This is a genomic window from Cupriavidus sp. FW306-1B-F12B (assembly GCF_058781795.1).
Map to the genome: position 1 here is coordinate 1 of NZ_JBYSXC010000005.1, position 18,834 is coordinate 18,834.

Below are 18,834 nucleotides of genomic sequence, written 5' to 3' on the forward strand. Positions count from 1 at the left end.
CAGGTCCGTGAAACAGCTCCGCGCCGATGATAGTGCGGATTCCCGTGTGAAAGTAGGTCATCGCCAGGCTCTTATACTGCAGAACCCCCAGCCCCAAAAGGCTGGGGGTTTTTGCTTTGGCGCGGCGCAAGATGGAATGGCTCGCCGCCGCCGCTCCGGCGTAATACCATTACCGCTGAATCCCCATTACCCATCCATGTCGGCTGACAGCGCCTGGTACCTTTATCTGCTCGAATGCACCGGCGATTCCATCTACACCGGGATCACGACCGATGTTGCCCGCCGCTTCGCCGAGCATCTGTCCGGAAAAGGCGCTAAATACACGCGATCGCGAAAGCCGATACGCGTCCTGGGCCAACTGCGCTTCGACACGAAATCCGAAGCGTTGAAGGCGGAAATCGAGATCAAACGCCTGAGTTCGAAGCAGAAGCGCGCATTTTGCGCGCAACTGCCAACAGGCGAGCCGGCCCAGTAGCCGCAGGGCGACAAAACAAAAAGGCCGGTATCGCCTTCGCGATACCGGCCTTTTCCATGCCTGCAGAATCAGACCACAGTCAGCGTCACGTCGATATTGCCGCGCGTCGCGTTCGAGTACGGGCACACCTGGTGCGCCTGTTCGACCAGCTTTTCGGCAGCCTCGCGCTCGAAGCCCGGCAGCGAGATCTTCAGTTCGACCTGGATACCGAAGCCTTGAGGGATCGGGCCGATGCCGACCGCGCCTTCGATCGTGGCATCGGCGGGCACGGTGATCTTCTGCTGGCCGGCCACGTAGCGCATGGCGCCCAGGAAGCAGGCCGAATAGCCGGCAGCAAAAAGCTGTTCCGGATTCAGGCCATTGCCGGCGCCACCCATTTCCTTGGGCACGGCCAGCTTGGCGTCGAGCTGGCCGTCGGACGTGGTGGCACGGCCGTCACGGCCGCCGGTGGCGGTGGCATGGGCGGTATAAACGACTTTTTCGAGTTTCATCTAAGGCTCCGGTTTGTTGCCCGAGAGGGGCGTATCAATGCTTGCCGTCAGTCCGGCAGGCTGGAATCGGTCCGCGCCTGTTCAAGCGTCGACCGCAGTGCATGCAGGCGCTGCGTCAGGGCCTGGATCTCTTCGACCGGGCACTGCGTGGCGCACAACATCTGTTCAGGAATACGCGCTGCGCGCTGGCGCAATGCGTGGCCGGAGTCGGTCAGGCTGACCAGCACCCGCCGTTCGTCGGCTGCGTCACGTGTGCGCGTGACCAGCCGCGCCGTCTCCAGCCGCTTCAAAAGCGGCGTCAGCGTCCCCGAGTCCAGCGCCAGCCGCGCGCCGAGTTCCGAGACCGTCAGCGTTTCTGCCTCCCACAACACTAGCATCACCAAGTATTGCGGATAAGTAAGTCCAAGCTCACTTAACAGCGGCTTGTACAACTTGGTCATGGCCAGTGAGCTCGAATACAGCGCAAAGCACAGCTGGCGATCCAGTAACAGCAAATCTGGGGAGGGGTCCGTGTTGCGTTCCATGATGATATATTAGACGCAATTAGATTGTGCGCAATATAAATTTTCATTTCCCGAAATGTGCTCGATACGCCCGTGCATGGCCAGGTGCTGACCCTTAAGTCTGTTTTAAGTCTGGGTCGCTAGCATGACCGTGTTGCGTCGCAAAATGCCGACGCCTGATGCACAAGGAAAGGAACCACACATGATGCGCCAGACCATTGCTCGCACGGCCGTTGGTATCGCGGCCCTTGCCGCCCTTGGCGGCGGCTATGCCTATCTGCAGAAGGAAGTCATCACGCCGGGGTACGCGGCACCTGCGCCAGCCGCCGCGCCTGCGCAGCCGGTGGCCGCCGTGGCCGCACCGACGGATTTCTCCGGCATCGTGGCACAGTACGGGCCCGCCGTGGTCAATATCAGCGTCACCGCGCGCGCCCAGCGCACCTCGGCGCAGATGCCGCCGGGCATCGATCCGGACGATCCCCTGTTCCAGTTCTTCAAGCGTTTCGGGCCGCAGCTCCAGGGTCCGCAGGGCGGCCAGCAGCAATTGGTGCGCGGACTGGGCTCGGGCTTTATCGTGAGCCCGGACGGGCTGATCCTGACCAATGCGCACGTCGTCGACGGCGCGCAGGAGGTCACCGTCAAGCTGACCGACCGCCGCGAGTTCAAGGCCAAGGTGCTCGGCAGCGATCCGCAGACCGACGTGGCCGTGATCCGCATCGATGCCAGGAACCTGCCGGCCGTGCGCCTGGGCGATCCTTCGCGGGTGCGCGTGGGCGAGCCGGTGCTGGCGATCGGTTCTCCCTATGGCTTCGAGAACACGGTGACCGCGGGCATCGTCAGCGCCAAGTCGCGCTCGCTGCCGGACGATACCTATGTGCCGTTCATCCAGACCGACGTTGCCGTCAATCCCGGCAACTCGGGCGGGCCGCTGTTCAACCAGCGCGGCGAGGTGGTCGGCATCAACGCGCAGATCTACAGCCAGACCGGCGGCTACCAGGGCCTGTCGTTCGCGATCCCGATCGACGTGGCCACCAAGGTACAGCAGCAGCTGGTGGCGCATGGCAAGGTCACGCGCGGGCGCCTCGGCATCAGCGTGCAGGAGGTGAACCAGGCGCTGGCGCAATCGTTCGGGCTGCCCAAGCCCACCGGTGCGCTGGTCAACTCGGTCGAGCCCGACAGCCCGGCCGCGCGCGCTGGCCTGAAGCCCGGCGACGTCATCATGCAGCTGGACAATGACGTGATCGACCATTCGGGCGACCTGCCCGAGCACGTGGCCGATATCAAGCCGGGCACGCAGACTTCGCTGAAGATCATCCGCAAGGGCCAGCCGATGACGCTGTCGGTGACGGTGGGCACGGCCAAGGACCGGGCCGTCGCACAGAAGGGCGGCAGCAGCGAGGCTGGCGGCCGGCTGGGGCTGGCGGTGCGCCCGCTCACGCCGGCAGAGAAGCGTGACAGCGGCATCGACGGCGGCCTGGTGGTCGAGGACGTGGCCGGTCCCGCTGCGCGCGTCGGCATCCAGCCGGGTGACGTGATCCTGTCGCTCAACGGCACGCCCATCAGTTCGGCCGAGCAGCTCAAGTCGCTGGTATCGAAATCGGGCAAGCAGGTGGCACTGCTGGTGCAGCGCGACGAGGCGCGCATCTTCATTCCGCTCGACCTGGGCTGATTGCCGCGGGCACGCCAGACTGCCCGCAAGCCGTTAACTGGCAAGGCTTTGTTGCCCGCGCGGGCCGTATACCCCGACGTATACCGACACGTATACGAAGCCGGTATACGGCCCGCTAAGCCTTGCCGGAGGCGGGATTCAGCGCAACGAACTGCTTACAGAAAGCGCGCCAGCAGGTATTATCTCGACTGCGATGCACGAAGCATGCGGCGGCAGCCCCCGCCGACCCTGGTTCTGCTGAATCGACAAAGAGGAAGTCTATGCAGTTGGATTTCACCCGCGCCATCACGCCGGGTACCGATAGAGCGCGGCGACTGACGTCCACGACGTCCACCGCCGGCTCCGCGCCGAAGCCCCGGCGGCGCAAGAAGGTTGTCGCCCCCCACTGGGAGCGCGGCTATCGCTCACACTTCTACCGCAACGAACGCGGCGACAAGCTTGGCGAAGTGCGCCTGTCCGAGCGCGGCGATATCCCCGTGGTCTACCACTGGGCCGCCGGCAATTACTCTGGCGCAGAAGGCTCGCTGGCCCATGCCCGTGCGCGCGTGGAAGAGACCATCGGTTTCGGCATGCGCCAGCTGTCGCTGTTCTGAGCAGGTACTTCGCCGGTGCCGCATCCGCCGGCACTGCGACCCGTCCGCGCCATCGCCTCGTGCGCGGTGCCTTCGCTTCTCCCCAAGATTCCGCGTCTGTTCCGCAGTAGTTCCAGTCGTCGCACCGCTTGCGCATAGCCGCTCGCGCGGGCTTCAGGGCAGCCGCCGCTGCAGCAGCATGTACGCCGCCGCGCCCAGCGCCAGCACCGCAATCAGCCGATAGATATCCTCGCAGGCAATCAGCCTGGCCTGCTGCTCGATCAGCGCGCTCAGTTGCGCGAGCGCGCCCAGGTGGGCCTGCGCCGCATCGAAGCCGCGCGCGGCCAATGCCGCCTGCATGGCAGCCATCCAGTGTTCGGTTTCGGCGGGGCGCTGGCCCACCGCGTGCAGCAGGCTGTCGTGCACCGCGAACTGGCGGTTCTGCAGCAGCACCGCACCCAGCGCCGAGGCAAAGGAGCTGGCGACCTGCCGCATCAGGTTCTTGCTGCGGTAGCCATGGGCGAATTCATCGGGATCCAGCGCCCGGAACGTCAGCCCGGCAATGGGGATGATCACCAGCACGCCGAACAGGCCCTTGCCGACCAGCCCCCATGCCAGCGCCGGCGGGCCGGCGTCGGGCGGCATCTGCGAGAACCACCATGCCGTGGCGGCCATCAGCACCAGGCCGGCGACCATCAGCGGCTTCTTGCGCGTCAGGCGCGGCGCCACCTGCAGGTAGACGAAGATGCCGGCCAGGCTGACCAGCGCGGCAAAGGTGTTGAGCCAGCCGGTGGCCGCCAGCGGGATCTTGAGCGCCTGCTCGGCGTAGATCGGGAACAGGTAGCCGCTCAGGTTGCTGATCATGTAGTACACGAAGTACATCGCCAGGCCGGTCAGGTACACCGGGTGGCGCAGGGCGCGCAGGTGCAGCACGGGTTCGCTGTGGTGCCACTGGTGCCACAGGAACACGGCCAGCAGCGCCAGGCCCGCGGCGGCCACCAGCGCGAGCCGCAGCGGGTGCGAGAACACGTCGAAGCGCGCCTCGGTCAGCGCCGCCTGCAAGGTCACGATGGCGGCGCCGAACAGCAGCAGCGGCCCGAGCGCGGGGCCGCCGGTATCGGTGCGCGGCTCCGCATCCGGCAGCAGCAGCCAGGCACCCAGCGTGGCCAGCGCGGCGAACGGCAGCACGCCGTAGAACACGTCCTGCCATACGCCATGGTCGATCAGCTCGGCGGCGAAGGCCGGGCCCAGCGCCGACGCCGAGAAGATGCCGATCATGAAAATGCGGGTGGCGCGCGGGCGCGCCGTCGGGCCGAACAGCACGTTGACCAGGATGCGACAGCTGGTGAACAGCGCGCCGCCGCCCACACCCTGGATAAAGCGCGCCACCACCATCTGCGGCAGCGCATGGCTGGTTGCGGCCACGACCGTGCCCGCCATGAACAGCAGCAGCGCCCCCGTCAGGTAGTAGCGGTAGCCGAACCGGCGCGACAGCCATTGCTGCTTCAGGATCATCAGCATGCTGCCCACGGCGTAGGCCGCCTGCACCAGCGCGAAGCTGCGCGGGTCGGCGTCGAGGCCGCCGACGATATGGCTGGAGGCAAACACGAACATGATGTTCTCGAGGAACTCTACGCCGGTGGCCAGCGCCAGCAGCATCATCAGCAGGGTCTGGCGCTGCCTGTGGCTCAGCCAGCGCAGCCACCGCATGCTGACGCGCAATCGCCACAGAGGCTGCCAGGGTGAGCCGGGATTCATGGCTGGAGCCCCTCCAGGGTCTGGTGCAATTGGGTCAGCGCACGCGTGGCGCCGGCCAGGCCACCTGCGCCGAGCGGCGCCCAGGCCTCGCCGTAGGCGCCATGCACCGCCGGCGCGGCGCGCTCCAGCAGCCGGCGGCCGGCCGGGGTCAGGGTCAGCTCCAGGCTGCGCCGGTCGCTGGCCGACGCCCGCCGGCGCAGCAGCCCGCGCGCTTCCAGGCCGTCCAGCAACCGCGTCATCTGCGTGCGCGTGGCGTCCAGCGTGGCGCCCAGCTCGGACGGCATGCTGGGCCGGTTTTCGTCGACGGCAAGCATGCTCAGCAGCAGGTACTGGCTCATGTCCAGTTCGAACGGGGCCAGCGCCTGGTCGATATGGCCGCGCAGCAGGCGCGCGGTGCGCAGCAGCAGCCTGGAGGCCAGGATCAGGTCGCGCGGGGCCTCGGGATGGCTGGCGCAGAAGCGGTCGATGCGTTGTTCGAAAGACATGGCGGGAGGCGTTGCGATCCACGCGAGCGGCGGATCGGTTACATTCGATATAGTTACATATGTAATTATATCAAACGAAGCTAATCCCGACAGGGCGTGTCGGCCGGCGTGGTTGGCGGGGGCTTAATGCCGCAACGCCGCGGCGATATGGCGAATGCCTGCCCGCATCGCTGCCAGCGCCTGCGCATGGCCCGCGGCCGGCAGGTTGCCGTAGCGCAAGCCGACATAGGCGGCGCTGACGGCAGCGATCGCGTCGGCCGCGCGCGGCAGCCGCGCACTGGCGCGCGCGGCGAAGTCTTGCGGTCCTTCGGCCTGGGCGCGCTCGCAGCCGTGGCGGGCCAGCAGGGCGCAGAAGCGGGCATAGGCCGCATCGACCGGGTCTGCCGGCCCGCGGCGCCGCCACAGCGGCACCAGCGCCAGCAGGCACAGTGCGCCCAGCACGCCGGCCAGCAACTGCCCGGCGCCCACGCCGGCGCCGAGTGCCAGCAGCAGCCGCTGCTGCTGCGCATGGTCGTACTGCAGCACCCAGCGCTGCCAGGTGTAGACGACGCCTTCATAGGCCCAGCGCAGGTCCTTCAGCCATGCCGGTTGCTGCGACGGCCGCCAGTCCGCGGCTTCGCTGCCCACCACCGCATCCAGCCCCTGTTCGATGCGGCCCGGGGCAACGGCGCTGGTCGGGTCCACGCGCACCCAGCCGCGGCCGTCGAGCCAGACCTCGGCCCAGGCATGCGCATCGGACTGGCGCACCACGTAGTGGTTGCCGATGGGGTTGTACTCGCCACCCTGGTAGCCCGTGACCACGCGCGCGGGCACGCCGGCGGCTCGCATCAGGAAGACGAAGCTGCTGGCGTAGTGCTCGCAGAAGCCGCGCCGGGTGTCGAACACGAAGCTGTCGACCTGTTCGCTGCCCAGCGGCGGCGGGCTCAGCGTATAGGCAAAAGGCGCCGCCGCGAACAGCCGCAGCGCGGCCTGCACGCGCGCGGCGGGATCGGCATGGCGGTCGGCCCATTGGGCGGCCAGCGCACGGGCGCGCGGATTGCCGTCTGGCAGGCTCAGGGCCAGCCGGCGCGTGGCGGGTGTCAGCGCTTCGGGCGCGGGGGACAGCGTGGAATGCGTGCGATAGCGCATGCGCTGGTCCACCGGTCGGCGCACCATGAATTCGCCGTCGGGTGTGGCGGCGGCGTCCACGCCGGCGGACAGCGCCTGGCCGCGGTCCAGCGCGAACAGCCAGCGCTGCTGGCTGGGCTCGAGCGTAATGCTGATGTCGATGCCTTCCGTGTTGCCACCGGCGGGCGCGGGCGCCAGTTGCTGCCGGCGCTGCCGCGACGGGTGCCAGGTGGTGCCGTCGTATTCCCACAGCACCAGCGCACGCCAGTACAGCGCTGCGGCGGGCAGCGGCGGGCCGGCGACCTCGGCACGCAGGGCGACTTCGGGCGAACGGATCAGTTGCCCGACGCTGCCCGGCCGCATGGTGTCGCTGATGCCGGTAGTGCCGCGCGGCGCCGATTGCGGCAGTTGCCACAGCGGATGCTCCAGCCGCGGGAACAGCACGAACAGCGCCAGCGCCCAGGGCAGGCCCAGCAGCGCCATGCGTCCCAGCAGCGGCCAGATCGCCAGCCGGCTGCGCGCCTCGGGGTGGTGCAGCAACAGCCAGTTGCGCAGCACCCAGGCGCCGATTGCCAGGCTGTACAGCGCCAGCCAGAACGGCTGGTCGGACAGGTACAGCGTCAGCAGCAGGTAGAACGACAGCTGCGTGACCAGCGTCGCGTCCGACAGCGCGCGGCATTCCAGCAGCTTGAGGATGACAAAGGCGCCCAGCAGCGCCACGGCGAGCTCGCGCCCCATGCCGCCGCCGTCCTGCCACACCAGCGCGCTGGCCACCAGCAGCACCATGACCGCGGTGATGCCGAGCATCCAGCGCGAGGGCAGCGGCGCCCGCCGCCGCCACAGCAGCCAGCGCCAGCCCAGCAGCAGCAGCAGCAGCAGGCTGACCGCCACTGGCAGCGTGCGTGCCTGCGGCGCCAGCACCAGCGCCAGCTGGCCCAGCAGCAGCCCATGGTCGTCATGCTGCAGCGGCCGCGCGACGGGTTTCACGCCCGGTCTCCGGCGCGGCAGGCCGCGGGCCGTTGCGGCCATAACGCCAGCGCTTCCAGGCAGGCGCGCCGGTGGCTGGCGCCGCGCGCCGGCGGCAGTTCTACGCCGGGCAGGCGCAGGCCGATCTCGGCATCGTCACCGGCGGCCAGCAGCCACGCGCACAGGCGCGACAGCCGCGCTTCCGCCTCCATGCCGGCCGGGAGTGCGTGCCAGTCCAGCCAGCGCGCCGGCTGCTGCGGCGGATCGCCGGCGCGGCTGAGCCAGCGGCCGGTACGCGCGCTGTGCTTCCAGGCGATGCGGTGCAGCGGGTCGCCGCTGCGGTAGCGGCGCAGCTGGTCGATGCCGTCGTCGCTGCTTGCCGCGCTCGCGGCCGTGTGCACGCCATCGCCAGCGTCGGGCCGATATGCGGCAGGCGGTGGCGGGGCGTCAGGCTCCGGGGCGGGATAGACCAGCGTCGACAGGTCCAGGTCCGCATAGCTCCAGACCCGGAACAGGCCGAACGGAAAGCGGCTGGCGATCGCCACGCGCGGCAGCACCAGCCGGCCCCGGCGCGCAGTCGGCACGTGCAGGGCGAGCATGCCGCCGGAGTTGCCATCGAGCGTCAGCATGGCGGTTGCCACGTTTGGCAGCGTCGGCACGCGCGCCTCGATGCCGATGCGCGCGTCGGCATCGCGGTTGTCGATGCGCAGCTGGAACACGGCATCCTGCCCGGCGTGAGCCGGCGCCGCCGGGCCCGCGGCCACGGCGAGGTCGAGCAGGTTGCGGTAGGCCAGCCACATGCAGGCCATGCCGATGCCGGCCAGCAGGAAGGTCAGCGCAAAGCCCAGGCTGATGTTGTAGTTCAGCGAAGTCAGCAGCATCGCCACCAGCACGACCGCAAAGCCGACGCCGCCGCGGGTGGGCAGGATATAGAGGTGGCGGCGGTCCAGCAGCAGTATGCCGCCGGTAGGGCGCCGGCCCGCCGTGCGGCACTGCGTCATGACCGGCGCGCCGCGGAGCACGCTTTTGCGCGCCGCCATGGCCTTCAGGGAATGGCCACGCCGGCCTGCAGCGCGGCCAGTTCGCCGGCAACGGCGGCGTGGCCGCCCGCGCCGGCCGGCAGCAGCCGGTGCGCGGCCACCGCGGTGAAGACCGCCTGCACGTCTTCCGGCAGCACCATGTTGCGCTGCGCCAGCAGGGCCCAGGCGCGCGCGCAGGCCAGCAGCGCCAGCCCCGCGCGCGGCGACAGTCCCGCGGCAAAGCCACCGTGGCTGCGCGTGGCCTGCACCAGCGCCAGCACGTAGTCCACCAGCGCCGGGCTGGCGTACACCTGTGCGGCAGCTTCCTGCAGCGCCAGCACCTGGCTGCCATCCATCACCGGCGGCAGCTCCGGCGCGCTGGCGCCGCCCAGGTACAGCACGCGCTCGAAGGCGGGGTCGGGATAGCCGAGCGACAGCCGCATGGTGAAGCGGTCCAGCTGCGATTCGGGCAAGGCATGCGTGCCGATCTGCTCCAGCGGATTCTGCGTGGCGATCACAAAAAACGGCGACGGCAGCACGTGCGTGGTGCCGTCATGGGTCACCTGCCCCTCGGCCATGGCCTCGAGCAGCGCGCTCTGGGTCTTGGGCGGCGCGCGGTTGATCTCGTCGGCCAGCACCACCTGCGCGAACACCGGGCCGCGATGGAAGCGGAACTCGCCGGCGTCGCGGACAAAGACCGAAACCCCGATCAGGTCGGCCGGCAGCAGGTCGCTGGTGAACTGCACGCGCTGGTATTGCAGCCCGAGCGTGCGCGCCAGCGCATGGGCCAGCGTGGTCTTGCCGACGCCGGGTACGTCTTCCAGCAGCAGGTGGCCGCGTGCCAGCATGCAGGCCAGCGCCAGCCGCACCTGCTGCGGCTTGCCAAGAACGATGCGGCCCAGCTGGGCCTGGGCCTCGGCCAGCGAAGCGACGATGCGTGGGCGAGCTGTCACGTTGGACCTCGGCGCAAAGGTGGAAATAGCGGGTGGATGCAGGGAATATCGGGTGAAGACCAGCGCATTGTAGCGGCGCGGGCGGCACGCAGCACCGTCTGTTTCCGTACGGAGAGTGGGTGCCCCGGTGCTGTCTGCATGGTTATGGTGCCGCGTCTGCGCCAGATTGCGCCGGTTCTGGCATCATGAGCCTGTCGGGCCACCGGCCCTTCCCATTCCTCTTTCCGCTGCCTGTACCGCGCCTGCTGCAATGACCTCGCTGGACCCCTGCGCCGACCTGCCTTCCTCCGTCCTGTCTGCCGATGCCGGTGCGCTGCCGCGCCTGGTGCAGGCCTTCCACGCCAACGGGTTCGTGATCCTGCGCGGCTTTGCCGACGAGCCGGCGTGCGCGGCGCTGGAGGCGGTGACGCGTGAGCACCTGGCCGCGGCGGTGCCGCCGGTGGAGTTTGAGGCCGACCTGGGCTACCCCGGCGCGCCGGCCGCGCGCGATGCCGCCGGCGGCGGCACGGTCAGGCGGCTGCGCCAGGCCTACGGGCGCGACGAGGTCTTCCGCCGCTGGGCCAGCGACCCGAAGCTGGTGGCGGTGGTGCAGGCGCTGCTGGGCGAGCCCGCCCGCATCACGCTGGCGCACCACAACTGCGTGATGACCAAGCATCCGCACTACGGCAGCCAGACCGGCTGGCACCGCGATACGCGCTACTGGTCGTTTGCCCGGCCGGAACTGGTGACGGTGTGGCTGGCGCTGGGCGACGAGGACGAGCGCAACGGCGTGCTGCGCGTCATCCCGGGGTCGCACCAGGCGAAGCTGGAGCCGGGCCAGCTGGACCCGGCCGAATTCCTGATCGAAGCCCACCCGGCCAGCCAGCCCCTGCTGGATGCCGCGCAGCCGCTGGCGCTGCACCGCGGCGACGTGCTGTTCTTCGACAGCCGGCTGTTCCATGCGGCGGGCCGCAATGTGTCCAACGCGGTCAAGCTGTCCGTGGCGTTTGCGTATTTCGGGGCCAGCAACCGGCCGCTGGATGGCACGCGCTCGGCCGAGTTCGGCAGCGTGGAGCTGCCCGCGGCAGTCTGATCCCCGCGGCTGCGCTCAGGTGCGCAGCCCGACCAGCCCGGAGATCTTCTCCGAAGCTTCCAGCAGCGGCGGCAGGAAACGCTCCAGCATCTCCTGTGCGCTGGTGCGGTTGGCCTGGCCGCTGATATTGATGGCGGCGATGGTGTGGCCGGCGCGGTTGCGGATCGGCGCGGCCAGCGACACCAGCCCTTCTTCCAGCTCCTGGTCGTTGAGCGCCCAGCCGCGCTTGCGGATGTCGGCGACGATGGCCTTGAGCGCGTCCACGTCGGTGACGGTGCGGCTGGTGCGCGCGCGCAGGTCGGTGGCGCGCAGCACGCTGTCGAGCTCGGGCTCGGCCAGGCCGGCCAGCAGCACCCGCCCCATCGACGAGCAATAGGCCGGCAGGCGGCTGCCGATCGACAGGTTGATGGTCATGATCTTGCGCGCCGGCACGCGCAGCACGTAGACGATCTCGGTGCCGTCCAGCACCGAGATCGAGCAGCTTTCATGCACCTGCTGCGACAGCGTCTCCATGATCGGCTCGGCCAGGTTCCAGAACGGCATCGAGGTCAGGTAGGCGAAGCCCAGGTCCAGGATCTTGGGCGTCAGCCGGAACAGGCGGCCGTCGGCCTGCACGTAGCCCAACCCCACCAGCGTCAGCAGGATGCGGCGCGCGCCGGCGCGCGTCAGGCCGCTGGCCTGGGCGATCTCGGTCAGCGTCTGGGCCGGGTGCTGCGCGTTGAAGGCCCGGATGACCGACAGCCCGCGTGCAAAGGACTGCACATAGCTGTCGCTCGGCTTTTCGGGCGTGGCGGCGGCGCTGTCGGCGGTCTGCGGTGCTTGCGGCGGGTTCTGGCGGGAATCGGTGGGGCTGGCCATTTGCGTAGCCCGGCGCGGTTCGCCGGATTGGCACGGAAAGGCCGAAAGGGTAGAGGAAATGGCGGGATTGCGCCAGTACCGGCCCAGGACATGGCCTGGCGCCTGGCGCGTGGGTTCCTTACCGGAAGCTGCGCTGCGCAAGCACGAACACCGCCGCCACCACGCACAACACGGCAAAGCCGTGCAGCATGTCCATGCCGGCCAGCAGCGTGGCCTGGCGGTCGACTTCCAGCGAGATTTTGGCCAGACTCGTTGCCGAGAGCGCATCCGGCGCCTGCAGCACCGGGTTGTAGCGGGTGATGTGCTCCACCAGGTGGGTGCGGTGCTGCGCCAGGCCGTCCTGCATGAACACGCTTGCCAGCCCCGTGCCCATGGCCGAGGCGATCTGCTTGCACACGTTCTTGAACTGGTAGGCGTGCGAGAAATCCTCGACCGGCACTTCCAGGTAAGTCATCGACGCCACCTGCACCATCAGCAGCACCGGCGTCAGCCCTTCAAGCAGCACCACCGGCACCAGCGCGTAGTCCGGCGCGCCCGGCATCAACTGCTGCGACAGCAGCATCGCCGCGCACGCGTAGACCACAAAGCCGATGGCGATCACGCGCCGCTTGCGGAACACCAGCGCCATGCCCAGCGTGATGAGGATGGCGCCGATGGCCGACACCGTGCCGCTGGTCGACAACAGCATGCAGGTGGTGCGGAAGGTCAGCCCCAGGCCGGTCTGCGTGAGCGAGGGCAGCAGGAACGACCAGGCCGACGAGAGCAGGTAGTACAGCGTGTAGAAGCCGAGTCCGTACAGGTACTGGCGCCCGGCCAGGCGCGAGAAGTCGATCCACGGGTCCGGATGGCGATACAGCCGCCAGCCGCTGAAGGCGAACAGTGCCAGCCCGCACAGCGCGGCCAGCGGCATTTCCAGCGAACTGAAGAAGCGCGTGTAGCGCATCTCCTGCAGCGTGTGCAGGAACACCAGCGCGCCCAGCGCGGCGCCGATGGCGGCGGGCCAGTCCAGTGTCGATACCGGCGGATGCGGGTCGCGCGGCGCGCGGGCCGGGTAGGTCAGCGCCACCGACAGCTGCACCGGCAGCGCAATGCCGGCCTGGAACAGGAACACCGCGCGCCAGCCGATATCGTCCAGGAAGATGCTGGTCAGCCAGGGCGTGATCGCCAGCATCGAGAACGCGCCGCCGCCGAAGCGCAGCATCAGCGGGCCGCGCTCTGCCGGCGTCGACACCAGCTGCACCAGGATGCGCGAGGCCGCGAACAGGCCGCCGGCGCCCAGCCCCTGCACCGCCTTGCCGGTGATCAGCCCGGTGGGGCTGGCAAACTCGGCGCAGATCAGCGAGCCCAGGACAAATACCAGCAGCGCCCCCATGGTGAAGCGCTTGTAGGTGATGCGGCGCGCGATCTGGTCCAGCACCATGTTCATCAGCACCGCGGTGGCCGCGTAGGCCGAGATCGCGTACAAGTAGTCTTCCGGCGCGGCACCGACGCCGCCCTGGATATGCTGGCTGGCCACGCCCATCATCAGTGTGGACGAGAAGTCGATGCCGGTCACCAGCCCGAGCGTCAGGCCGAACAATGAAAGACGCCAGTGACCCATTTCCGGGTGACTGGCGAGTTGCATGCGCGGGCGCTGGGGTGTGGGGGCGGCGGGGGCTGGGGCTGCTGGAACTGCGGGGGCTGAGGCGTCCGGTCCAGCCGGGACAGGCTTTTGTTGCATCGCTCAAGCATAATGTAGGCCTGCCGTCGGGAACTACAGCTTGTCAGGGAAACATTGTCCGGTGAACGAAACAATCCAATGGAATGATTGGGAGGCGTTCTGCTGCGTGGTCGAGCAGGGGACGTTCACGGCCGCCGCGGAGCAGCTGGACTGCCCCAAGTCGCGCGTCTCGGCCGCGGTGGCGCGGCTGGAAACCGCCATCGGCGCCAAGCTGCTGGAGCGCACCACGCGGCGCATGCGCCTCACGGATGCTGGCAAGGCGGTCTACCGCGATGTCGCCCCCTTATTTGCGCGGCTGCGCGAAATTCGCCAGGAAACGCTGGCGCGTGAAGAGCGCGTGCAGGGCGTGCTGCGCATCGCCACACCCTATGAGTTCGGCGCCCAGCAGCTGGGTGGCGTGATTTGCCGCACGCTGGCGGCGCACCCGGCGCTGGACGTGGCCGTGGAAATCACCCAGGGCCTGGTCGACCCGATCCGCGACGGGTTTGACGTGGCCTTCGTCGTCGTCGATACCGACCTGCCGGACTCCGGCACGGTGGCGCGCCGCATCTACCATGTCGAACGCGGCCTGTTTGCCGCGCCGGCGCTGGCGGCCAGCCTGCCGGCGCAGTTGCGCCCGGAAGACCTGGCCAATATGCCGACGCTGACCACGCCCGGCGACACCGTCTGGGAATTCACCCGCGACGGCCAGACCGTGTCCGTGCCGATCCGTCCGCGCATGCAGACCCACAACGCCGAACTGCGCCTGCAGGGCGCGCTGGCGGGGCTGGGCATCGCCCGGCTGTCGGTCATTTATTGCGAGGCCGAGATCGCGCAGGGGCGGCTGGTGCGCGTGTTGCCGGACTACCCGCTGCCGCCGCTGCGCGTATTCGCGCTGCTGCCGGACCGGCGCCTGCAGCCGCGCAAGGTGCGGGCCTTCATGGAAGCGATCGAATCGATGATGGTGTCCGAACTGGAGCCCGAGGCGGGCCTGGACGGGGGGATGGGGGCGGAAGCAGCCGCGAGCGGGCAGGCTGAGGGAGAGGCCCGTCCGGCGGGTTGAGGGCGCTGGCGGGCCGCCACGGCCGGGGCCGTGGCAAGGGAAGGGGCAGGACTCAGGCGCCGTCGGTGAACGCGTCGCGGCGGTCGGTGGTCTTGGCGCCATCGGTGTACGGATCGGCCCGGCCGATCCTGGCGCCGTCCAGGAACGGATCAGCCTTGCCGACGTGGGCGATGCTGCCGTCCAGGCGGGCGATGTCGGAAACGGGTTCGGAGGCGTGGGCAGCGGCCGCGGCAAACGACAGGCTGGCGGCGCACAGCAGGGAAAGCGCCAGGCTGCGGCGTTGGGCGATGGTCTTCATGGTGTGAGGTCCTTCTCAGGCAGGGTGCGTGGCGGAAGCGCCACGGTGCCTGTAATGTAGGACTTCACACTGAGCAGAAAAAGGGTCAATTCTCGATACACTGTCCAAGATTTTGGACAATGTGCCGAGCCGCCGCTGGCTCAGTAGTGCATGCCGAAGATGCTGGCGCCCAGCCGCGCGATCACCATCAGCAGGATCTGCGCGATCACGAACAGCACCAGCGGCGAAACATCGAAGCCGCCCAGGCGCGGCACCACGCGCTGGATCGGGCGCAGCACCGGCGCGGTCAGGTGGTCGATGGCCGGGGTGATCGGCGAATGCGGGTTGACCCACGACAGGATCGCCATCAGCAGCGTGACCCACATCACCAGGCTGATCGCCCATTTCAGCACGTAGAGCAGGGCGGTCAGCAGCATGGCCGGCAGGAAGCCGAGCAGGTCGATGCCGCTGAGCAGCGCGACCAGCACCAGGAACACCACCGCGGTCAGCCATGCACCCACTACCGTGGCCCAGTCGATGCCGCCCACCCCGGGGATGACCCGGCGCAGCGGGCGCACCAGCCAGTCGGTGATCTGGAACACCCCCTGGGACACCGCATTGCGCGTAGGCAGCCGCGTGAGCTGCATCCACACGCGCAGCAACAGCGCCATGCCGAACAGGGTGAAGACGGTATCCAGCAGGAAGAGAGCGATTTCCGAGAACATCGGTGCGTTTTCCGGTGACGGGTGAAGGTGTCTGCAACCGCACAGATTCTGCCATAGCCGGACGCCGGCACGATGCAACTGTGCGTCGGGCACGCGACCTGGCGGACAGGTTTGTGCTGGCGGCGCGGTGCGCGGCCCCTATAATTGCGTGCGCCCCGGTTGCGGGACCGGCCGCGTGCCCGTGGTCTTGCGCGTTGTTACAGCGCTTACCTCCTCCTTTGCGCTTTTTCGCCACCTTATGCCCAGCAAGTCCGCCCCGTCCCGGAAATCCACATCGCTTACCAAGGCCGACTTCGAGGCCCTCTCCGATTTCCGCTACCAGTTGCGGCGCTTCCTGCGATTTTCCGAAGATGCGGCGCGCGCGGAAGGGCTGACCGTGCAGCAATACCTGTTGCTGCTGCATATCCGCGGTTGTGCCGACAAGGACTGGGCTTCCATCGGCGAACTGGCGGAGCGGCTGCAGGCAAAGCAGCACGGCGTGGTGGCGCTGGTCAACCGCTGCGAGGCGGCGGGGCTGGTCAGGCGCCGGCTCAACCCCGAGGACCGCCGCGTGGTGCAGGTGCACCTGCTGGCCAAGGGCGAGCGCTACCTGAACCGCCTGGCGATGCTGCACCGGACCGAGCTGGAATCGCTGCGCGGCGCTTTCCGCGTGGCCCGCATCACCCAGTTCAACGACGACGGCGCCGAGCGCGCCTGAGCCCCGGCAGGCCAGCACTGCCAGCCGGTTACAGGCAGTTACCAATCACAAGTTCCGGTGACACCCGCTGGCCGCCGGCGGCCCTAGACTCGCGCGCATTCCCCAACACGCGCAGCGCGCAGGAGTCCTGACATGTCCATCCCCCTTCGTTCGGTTGTGCTTGCGGTGCTTGGCGCCGGTGCGCTGGCCGGGTGTGCCACGCCGTATGGCTACGACAACGGCTATGGCGGAGGGTACGGCGGCAGCTACGGTGGCGGCTATAGCAGCAGCGGCTATAGCAGCAGCGGCTACGGCAGCAGCGGCTACGGCAGCAGCGGCTATGGCGGCAGCACCACCATCAGCGGCTACCCGGCGCAGCAGGGCTACCCGCAGGCATCGGGCTACCCGCAGGGGTATCCGCAGCAAGGGTATCCGCAACAGGGTTACCCGCAGCAAGGCTATCCCCAGCAGCCGTATCCACAGCAGTCATATCCGGACGGCAGCTACGGCAACAACTACGGCAACCAGGCCTACGGCGTGCGCTACGGCTGGGTCGAGGCGATCGAGGTGGTGCCCGGCCAGCCGCCTTCGACCAGCGGCGCGGGCGCCGTGGTCGGCGGTATCGTGGGCGGACTGCTGGGCCACCAGGTCGGCGGCGGCCGCGGCAATACCGTGGCCACCATCGGCGGCGCGGTTGCCGGTGCGGTGGCCGGCAACGAGGTCGAGAAGCGCACCGGATCCTCGGCCGCGGCTTACCGTGTGCGCGTGCGCACCAGCGACAACGCCTACCTGACGCTGACGCAGTCCAACGCCTACCAGATGCGCATCGGCGACCGCGTCAAGGTCGAGAACGGCGTAGCCGTGCCGTACTAAGTGCCGAACAGCTGCGCGTAGTCCTCGCGCAGCTGGCGCTTGAGCAGCTTGCCCGCCGTGTTGCGCGGCAGGTCCGCGACGAACACGATGCGCTTGGGCACCTTGAACGGCGCCAGCGCCTGGCGCGCATGGGCGATCAGCTCTTCCTCGGCGGCGTCTTCATGGCCGCGCTTGCGCACCACGCAGGCGGCCACTGCCTCGACCCACTTCGGGTGCGGCAGCGCGAACACCGCTGCCTCGGCCACCGCGCCGTGGGTGTACAGGTACTCTTCCACCTCGCGGCTCGATACCAGCACGCCGCCTGAATTGATCACGTCCTTGATCCGGTCCACCACGTACAGGTAGCCCTCGGCATCCATATAGCCGAGGTCGCCGGAATGGAACCAGCCGCCGGTGAAGGCTTCAGCGGTCTGTTCGGGCTTGTCCCAGTATTCCGTCAGCAGTTGCGGCGAGCGATGCACGATCTCGCCCAACTCGCCAGGCGGCACGTCCTGCATGGTCTCGTCGACGATGCGGGTCTCGACGTTCAGTACCGGCCGGCCGGCGGAGGCGGGGCGCCCGGCGTGTTCGTCGGGGCCCAGCACCGTGGCCAGCGGCCCGATCTCGCTCTGGCCGTAGCAGTTGTAGAAATGCAGTGCCGGCAGCTTCTGCTGCAGCTCAAGCAGCACCGGCACCGGCATGATCGAGGCCCCGTAGTAGGCCTTGATCAGCGACCCCAGCCGCGCCGGATCGAAGTCCGCATGGCGCAGCAGCGCGATCCACACCGTGGGCGGCGCAAAGAAGCTGGTGATGCCCTCGGCGTGGATGGTGCGCAGGCAATAGCCGGCCTCGGGGCTGTCGGCGATCAGCGTGGTGCCGCCGCACAGCAGCAGCGGCATCAGGAAGACATGCATCTGCGCCGAGTGGTACAGCGGCAGCGCGGCCAGCGAGTAGTCCGATTCGCGGATATCGCAGGCGGCAATGGTGCTGACGTATTCGGCCAGCAGCGCGCGATGGGTCAGCACGGCACCCTTGGGGGCGGAGGTGGTGCCCGAGGTGTACAGGATCTGCGCAGGCGTGGTGTCGGTGAGCGAATCGGACACCGGTGCCGCGGGGCCGCTGGCGGCGGCGGCCAGGACATCGCGCACCTTGCCGCCGTGCAGCGTGCCGCTGACCTTGCAGGGCAGGCCCTCGACGCGGTCGGCCAGCGCCGGATCGGCAAAGATCGCGCTGGCGCCCGATTGCGTGACGATGTACTCGGCTTCCGCGTGCGTCATCGAGAAATTGACCGGCACATGGATCAGGCCGCTGCGCAGGCAGGCCAGCCACAGCAGCACATAGGCGTCTGAGTTCTTGCCGAAGGCGGCCACGCGGTCGCCGGGGCGCAGGCCCCATTGCGCCAGCGCGCCGGCCACGCGGGCCGCGGCCTCATCCAGCTGGCGGTAGGTCCAGGCCCGTTCGCCGAAGCGGATCGCGGTCTTGCCCGGGCTGCGCCGCACGGCGCGGGCAATGGCGTCGGGAATGGTGTTGCGCAGGGCGCGCTGCTGCTCTGACTGCATGGTGGTCTCCATTGTTATGGTTTGGGGTCCAGCAAGTCTTGAAGCCAAGCGCCGA

Annotated in this window: 19 protein-coding genes; 7 read left to right on the forward strand and 12 right to left on the reverse strand. The window is 68.7% G+C overall.

The genetic code is table 11. The features are described 5' to 3' along the window. Positions 1 to 196: 196 nt before the first annotated feature. Positions 197 to 475 (forward strand): GIY-YIG nuclease family protein, encoded by a 279-nt coding sequence (locus tag AC3WLE_RS10050; RefSeq protein ID WP_492357577.1) that lies wholly within the window; start codon positions 197 to 199, stop codon positions 473 to 475. A gap of 68 nt (positions 476 to 543) precedes the next feature. Here AC3WLE_RS10050 and AC3WLE_RS10055 read toward each other — a convergent pair whose 3' ends face one another. Both AC3WLE_RS10055 and AC3WLE_RS10060 read right to left on the reverse strand, forming a co-directional pair. Beyond that, the gene (locus AC3WLE_RS10055; protein WP_010809789.1) at positions 544 to 966 is read right to left on the reverse strand and encodes an organic hydroperoxide resistance protein; all 423 of its coding nucleotides are present in this window, start codon (positions 964 to 966) and stop codon (positions 544 to 546) included. Positions 967 to 1,013: 47 nt separating this feature from the next. Then, positions 1,014 to 1,490 (reverse strand): MarR family winged helix-turn-helix transcriptional regulator, encoded by a 477-nt coding sequence (locus AC3WLE_RS10060; protein WP_492357571.1) that lies wholly within the window; start codon positions 1,488 to 1,490, stop codon positions 1,014 to 1,016. A 181-nt stretch (positions 1,491 to 1,671) separates the two neighbouring features. On the opposite strand from AC3WLE_RS10060, the gene AC3WLE_RS10065 reads away from it, so the two are divergent. Both AC3WLE_RS10065 and AC3WLE_RS10070 read left to right on the forward strand, forming a co-directional pair. Beyond that, a complete protein-coding gene (locus AC3WLE_RS10065; RefSeq protein ID WP_492357572.1) occupies positions 1,672 to 3,138 on the forward strand; it encodes a DegQ family serine endoprotease in 1,467 nt (488 codons plus the stop codon). A 260-nt stretch (positions 3,139 to 3,398) separates the two neighbouring features. Further along, positions 3,399 to 3,731 carry a hypothetical protein gene (locus AC3WLE_RS10070; RefSeq protein WP_010809792.1) on the forward strand — a complete coding sequence of 111 codons (333 nt, stop codon included), beginning with the start codon at positions 3,399 to 3,401 and terminating at the stop codon, positions 3,729 to 3,731. Between the two features lie 153 nt (positions 3,732 to 3,884). Here AC3WLE_RS10070 and AC3WLE_RS10075 read toward each other — a convergent pair whose 3' ends face one another. The 5 genes from AC3WLE_RS10075 to AC3WLE_RS10095 all read right to left on the reverse strand — a co-directional run bounded on the left by AC3WLE_RS10075 (position 3,885) and on the right by AC3WLE_RS10095 (position 9,998). Continuing rightward, the gene (locus AC3WLE_RS10075; RefSeq protein WP_492353357.1) at positions 3,885 to 5,468 is read right to left on the reverse strand and encodes an MFS transporter; all 1,584 of its coding nucleotides are present in this window, start codon (positions 5,466 to 5,468) and stop codon (positions 3,885 to 3,887) included. Further along, positions 5,465 to 5,953, reverse strand: a complete 489-nt coding sequence (locus AC3WLE_RS10080) for a MarR family winged helix-turn-helix transcriptional regulator (protein WP_492318207.1) — start codon at positions 5,951 to 5,953, stop codon at positions 5,465 to 5,467. The genes AC3WLE_RS10075 and AC3WLE_RS10080 overlap by 4 nt, the downstream gene beginning before the upstream one ends. A 123-nt stretch (positions 5,954 to 6,076) precedes the next feature. After that, positions 6,077 to 8,047 carry a transglutaminase TgpA family protein gene (locus tag AC3WLE_RS10085; RefSeq protein WP_492353358.1) on the reverse strand — a complete coding sequence of 657 codons (1,971 nt, stop codon included), beginning with the start codon at positions 8,045 to 8,047 and terminating at the stop codon, positions 6,077 to 6,079. Continuing rightward, complete coding sequence (locus AC3WLE_RS10090; protein ID WP_492357573.1) at positions 8,044 to 9,066, reverse strand: DUF58 domain-containing protein; 1,023 nt, start codon at positions 9,064 to 9,066, stop codon at positions 8,044 to 8,046. Before AC3WLE_RS10090 ends, AC3WLE_RS10085 begins: the two co-directional genes overlap by 4 nt. A 5-nt stretch (positions 9,067 to 9,071) precedes the next feature. Beyond that, entirely contained in the window at positions 9,072 to 9,998 is a 927-nt protein-coding gene (locus AC3WLE_RS10095) for an AAA family ATPase (RefSeq protein ID WP_492357574.1), read from the reverse strand. A 250-nt stretch (positions 9,999 to 10,248) separates the two neighbouring features. On the opposite strand from AC3WLE_RS10095, the gene AC3WLE_RS10100 reads away from it, so the two are divergent. Then, complete coding sequence (locus AC3WLE_RS10100; RefSeq protein ID WP_492357575.1) at positions 10,249 to 11,070, forward strand: phytanoyl-CoA dioxygenase family protein; 822 nt, start codon at positions 10,249 to 10,251, stop codon at positions 11,068 to 11,070. 15 nt (positions 11,071 to 11,085) lie between these two features. On the opposite strand, the gene AC3WLE_RS10105 is transcribed toward AC3WLE_RS10100, so the two are convergent. Then, a complete protein-coding gene (locus AC3WLE_RS10105; RefSeq protein WP_492318202.1) occupies positions 11,086 to 11,928 on the reverse strand; it encodes an IclR family transcriptional regulator in 843 nt (280 codons plus the stop codon). A 118-nt stretch (positions 11,929 to 12,046) separates the two neighbouring features. Then, entirely contained in the window at positions 12,047 to 13,648 is a 1,602-nt protein-coding gene (locus tag AC3WLE_RS10110; RefSeq protein ID WP_492363574.1) for an MFS transporter, read from the reverse strand. A gap of 61 nt (positions 13,649 to 13,709) precedes the next feature. On the opposite strand from AC3WLE_RS10110, the gene AC3WLE_RS10115 reads away from it, so the two are divergent. After that, the gene (locus tag AC3WLE_RS10115) at positions 13,710 to 14,690 is read left to right on the forward strand and encodes a LysR family transcriptional regulator (RefSeq protein ID WP_035816773.1); all 981 of its coding nucleotides are present in this window, start codon (positions 13,710 to 13,712) and stop codon (positions 14,688 to 14,690) included. A gap of 52 nt (positions 14,691 to 14,742) precedes the next feature. On the opposite strand, the gene AC3WLE_RS10120 is transcribed toward AC3WLE_RS10115, so the two are convergent. Continuing rightward, positions 14,743 to 14,988: a hypothetical protein gene (locus AC3WLE_RS10120; RefSeq protein ID WP_492353031.1), complete on the reverse strand. Its 246-nt coding sequence runs from the start codon at positions 14,986 to 14,988 to the stop codon at positions 14,743 to 14,745. A 140-nt stretch (positions 14,989 to 15,128) separates the two neighbouring features. Then, positions 15,129 to 15,692 carry a YggT family protein gene (locus AC3WLE_RS10125; protein WP_492318198.1) on the reverse strand — a complete coding sequence of 188 codons (564 nt, stop codon included), beginning with the start codon at positions 15,690 to 15,692 and terminating at the stop codon, positions 15,129 to 15,131. Positions 15,693 to 15,930: 238 nt separating this feature from the next. Here AC3WLE_RS10125 and AC3WLE_RS10130 point away from each other — a divergent pair, with 238 nt between their 5' ends. Further along, on the forward strand, positions 15,931 to 16,389 hold the full coding sequence (locus AC3WLE_RS10130) for a MarR family winged helix-turn-helix transcriptional regulator (RefSeq protein WP_011616392.1): 459 nt from the start codon (positions 15,931 to 15,933) through the stop codon (positions 16,387 to 16,389). 132 nt (positions 16,390 to 16,521) lie between these two features. Next, the gene (locus AC3WLE_RS10135) at positions 16,522 to 17,241 is read left to right on the forward strand and encodes a glycine zipper 2TM domain-containing protein (protein WP_492357294.1); all 720 of its coding nucleotides are present in this window, start codon (positions 16,522 to 16,524) and stop codon (positions 17,239 to 17,241) included. On the opposite strand, the gene AC3WLE_RS10140 is transcribed toward AC3WLE_RS10135, so the two are convergent. Further along, positions 17,238 to 18,779: an acyl-CoA synthetase gene (locus AC3WLE_RS10140; RefSeq protein WP_492357293.1), complete on the reverse strand. Its 1,542-nt coding sequence runs from the start codon at positions 18,777 to 18,779 to the stop codon at positions 17,238 to 17,240. The genes AC3WLE_RS10135 and AC3WLE_RS10140 overlap by 4 nt on opposite strands. Positions 18,780 to 18,834 lie beyond the last annotated feature (55 nt).

Excerpts from the sequence above, each read along its gene's own strand:
- AC3WLE_RS10135 (WP_492357294.1), top strand. The coding sequence starts at position 16,522 with ATGTCCATCCCCCTTCGTTCGGTTGTGCTTGCGGTGCTTGGCGCCGGT.
- AC3WLE_RS10060 (WP_492357571.1), bottom strand. The coding sequence starts at position 1,490 with ATGGAACGCAACACGGACCCCTCCCCAGATTTGCTGTTACTGGATCGC.
- AC3WLE_RS10140 (WP_492357293.1), bottom strand. The coding sequence starts at position 18,779 with ATGCAGTCAGAGCAGCAGCGCGCCCTGCGCAACACCATTCCCGACGCC.
- AC3WLE_RS10075 (WP_492353357.1), bottom strand. The coding sequence starts at position 5,468 with ATGAATCCCGGCTCACCCTGGCAGCCTCTGTGGCGATTGCGCGTCAGC.
- AC3WLE_RS10055 (WP_010809789.1), bottom strand. The coding sequence starts at position 966 with ATGAAACTCGAAAAAGTCGTTTATACCGCCCATGCCACCGCCACCGGC.
- AC3WLE_RS10065 (WP_492357572.1), top strand. The coding sequence starts at position 1,672 with ATGATGCGCCAGACCATTGCTCGCACGGCCGTTGGTATCGCGGCCCTT.
- AC3WLE_RS10120 (WP_492353031.1), bottom strand. The coding sequence starts at position 14,988 with ATGAAGACCATCGCCCAACGCCGCAGCCTGGCGCTTTCCCTGCTGTGC.
- AC3WLE_RS10105 (WP_492318202.1), bottom strand. The coding sequence starts at position 11,928 with ATGGCCAGCCCCACCGATTCCCGCCAGAACCCGCCGCAAGCACCGCAG.
- AC3WLE_RS10100 (WP_492357575.1), top strand. The coding sequence starts at position 10,249 with ATGACCTCGCTGGACCCCTGCGCCGACCTGCCTTCCTCCGTCCTGTCT.
- AC3WLE_RS10110 (WP_492363574.1), bottom strand. The coding sequence starts at position 13,648 with ATGCAACAAAAGCCTGTCCCGGCTGGACCGGACGCCTCAGCCCCCGCA.
- AC3WLE_RS10050 (WP_492357577.1), top strand. The coding sequence starts at position 197 with ATGTCGGCTGACAGCGCCTGGTACCTTTATCTGCTCGAATGCACCGGC.
- AC3WLE_RS10090 (WP_492357573.1), bottom strand. The coding sequence starts at position 9,066 with ATGGCGGCGCGCAAAAGCGTGCTCCGCGGCGCGCCGGTCATGACGCAG.
- AC3WLE_RS10130 (WP_011616392.1), top strand. The coding sequence starts at position 15,931 with ATGCCCAGCAAGTCCGCCCCGTCCCGGAAATCCACATCGCTTACCAAG.
- AC3WLE_RS10070 (WP_010809792.1), top strand. The coding sequence starts at position 3,399 with ATGCAGTTGGATTTCACCCGCGCCATCACGCCGGGTACCGATAGAGCG.
- AC3WLE_RS10080 (WP_492318207.1), bottom strand. The coding sequence starts at position 5,953 with ATGTCTTTCGAACAACGCATCGACCGCTTCTGCGCCAGCCATCCCGAG.
- AC3WLE_RS10125 (WP_492318198.1), bottom strand. The coding sequence starts at position 15,692 with ATGTTCTCGGAAATCGCTCTCTTCCTGCTGGATACCGTCTTCACCCTG.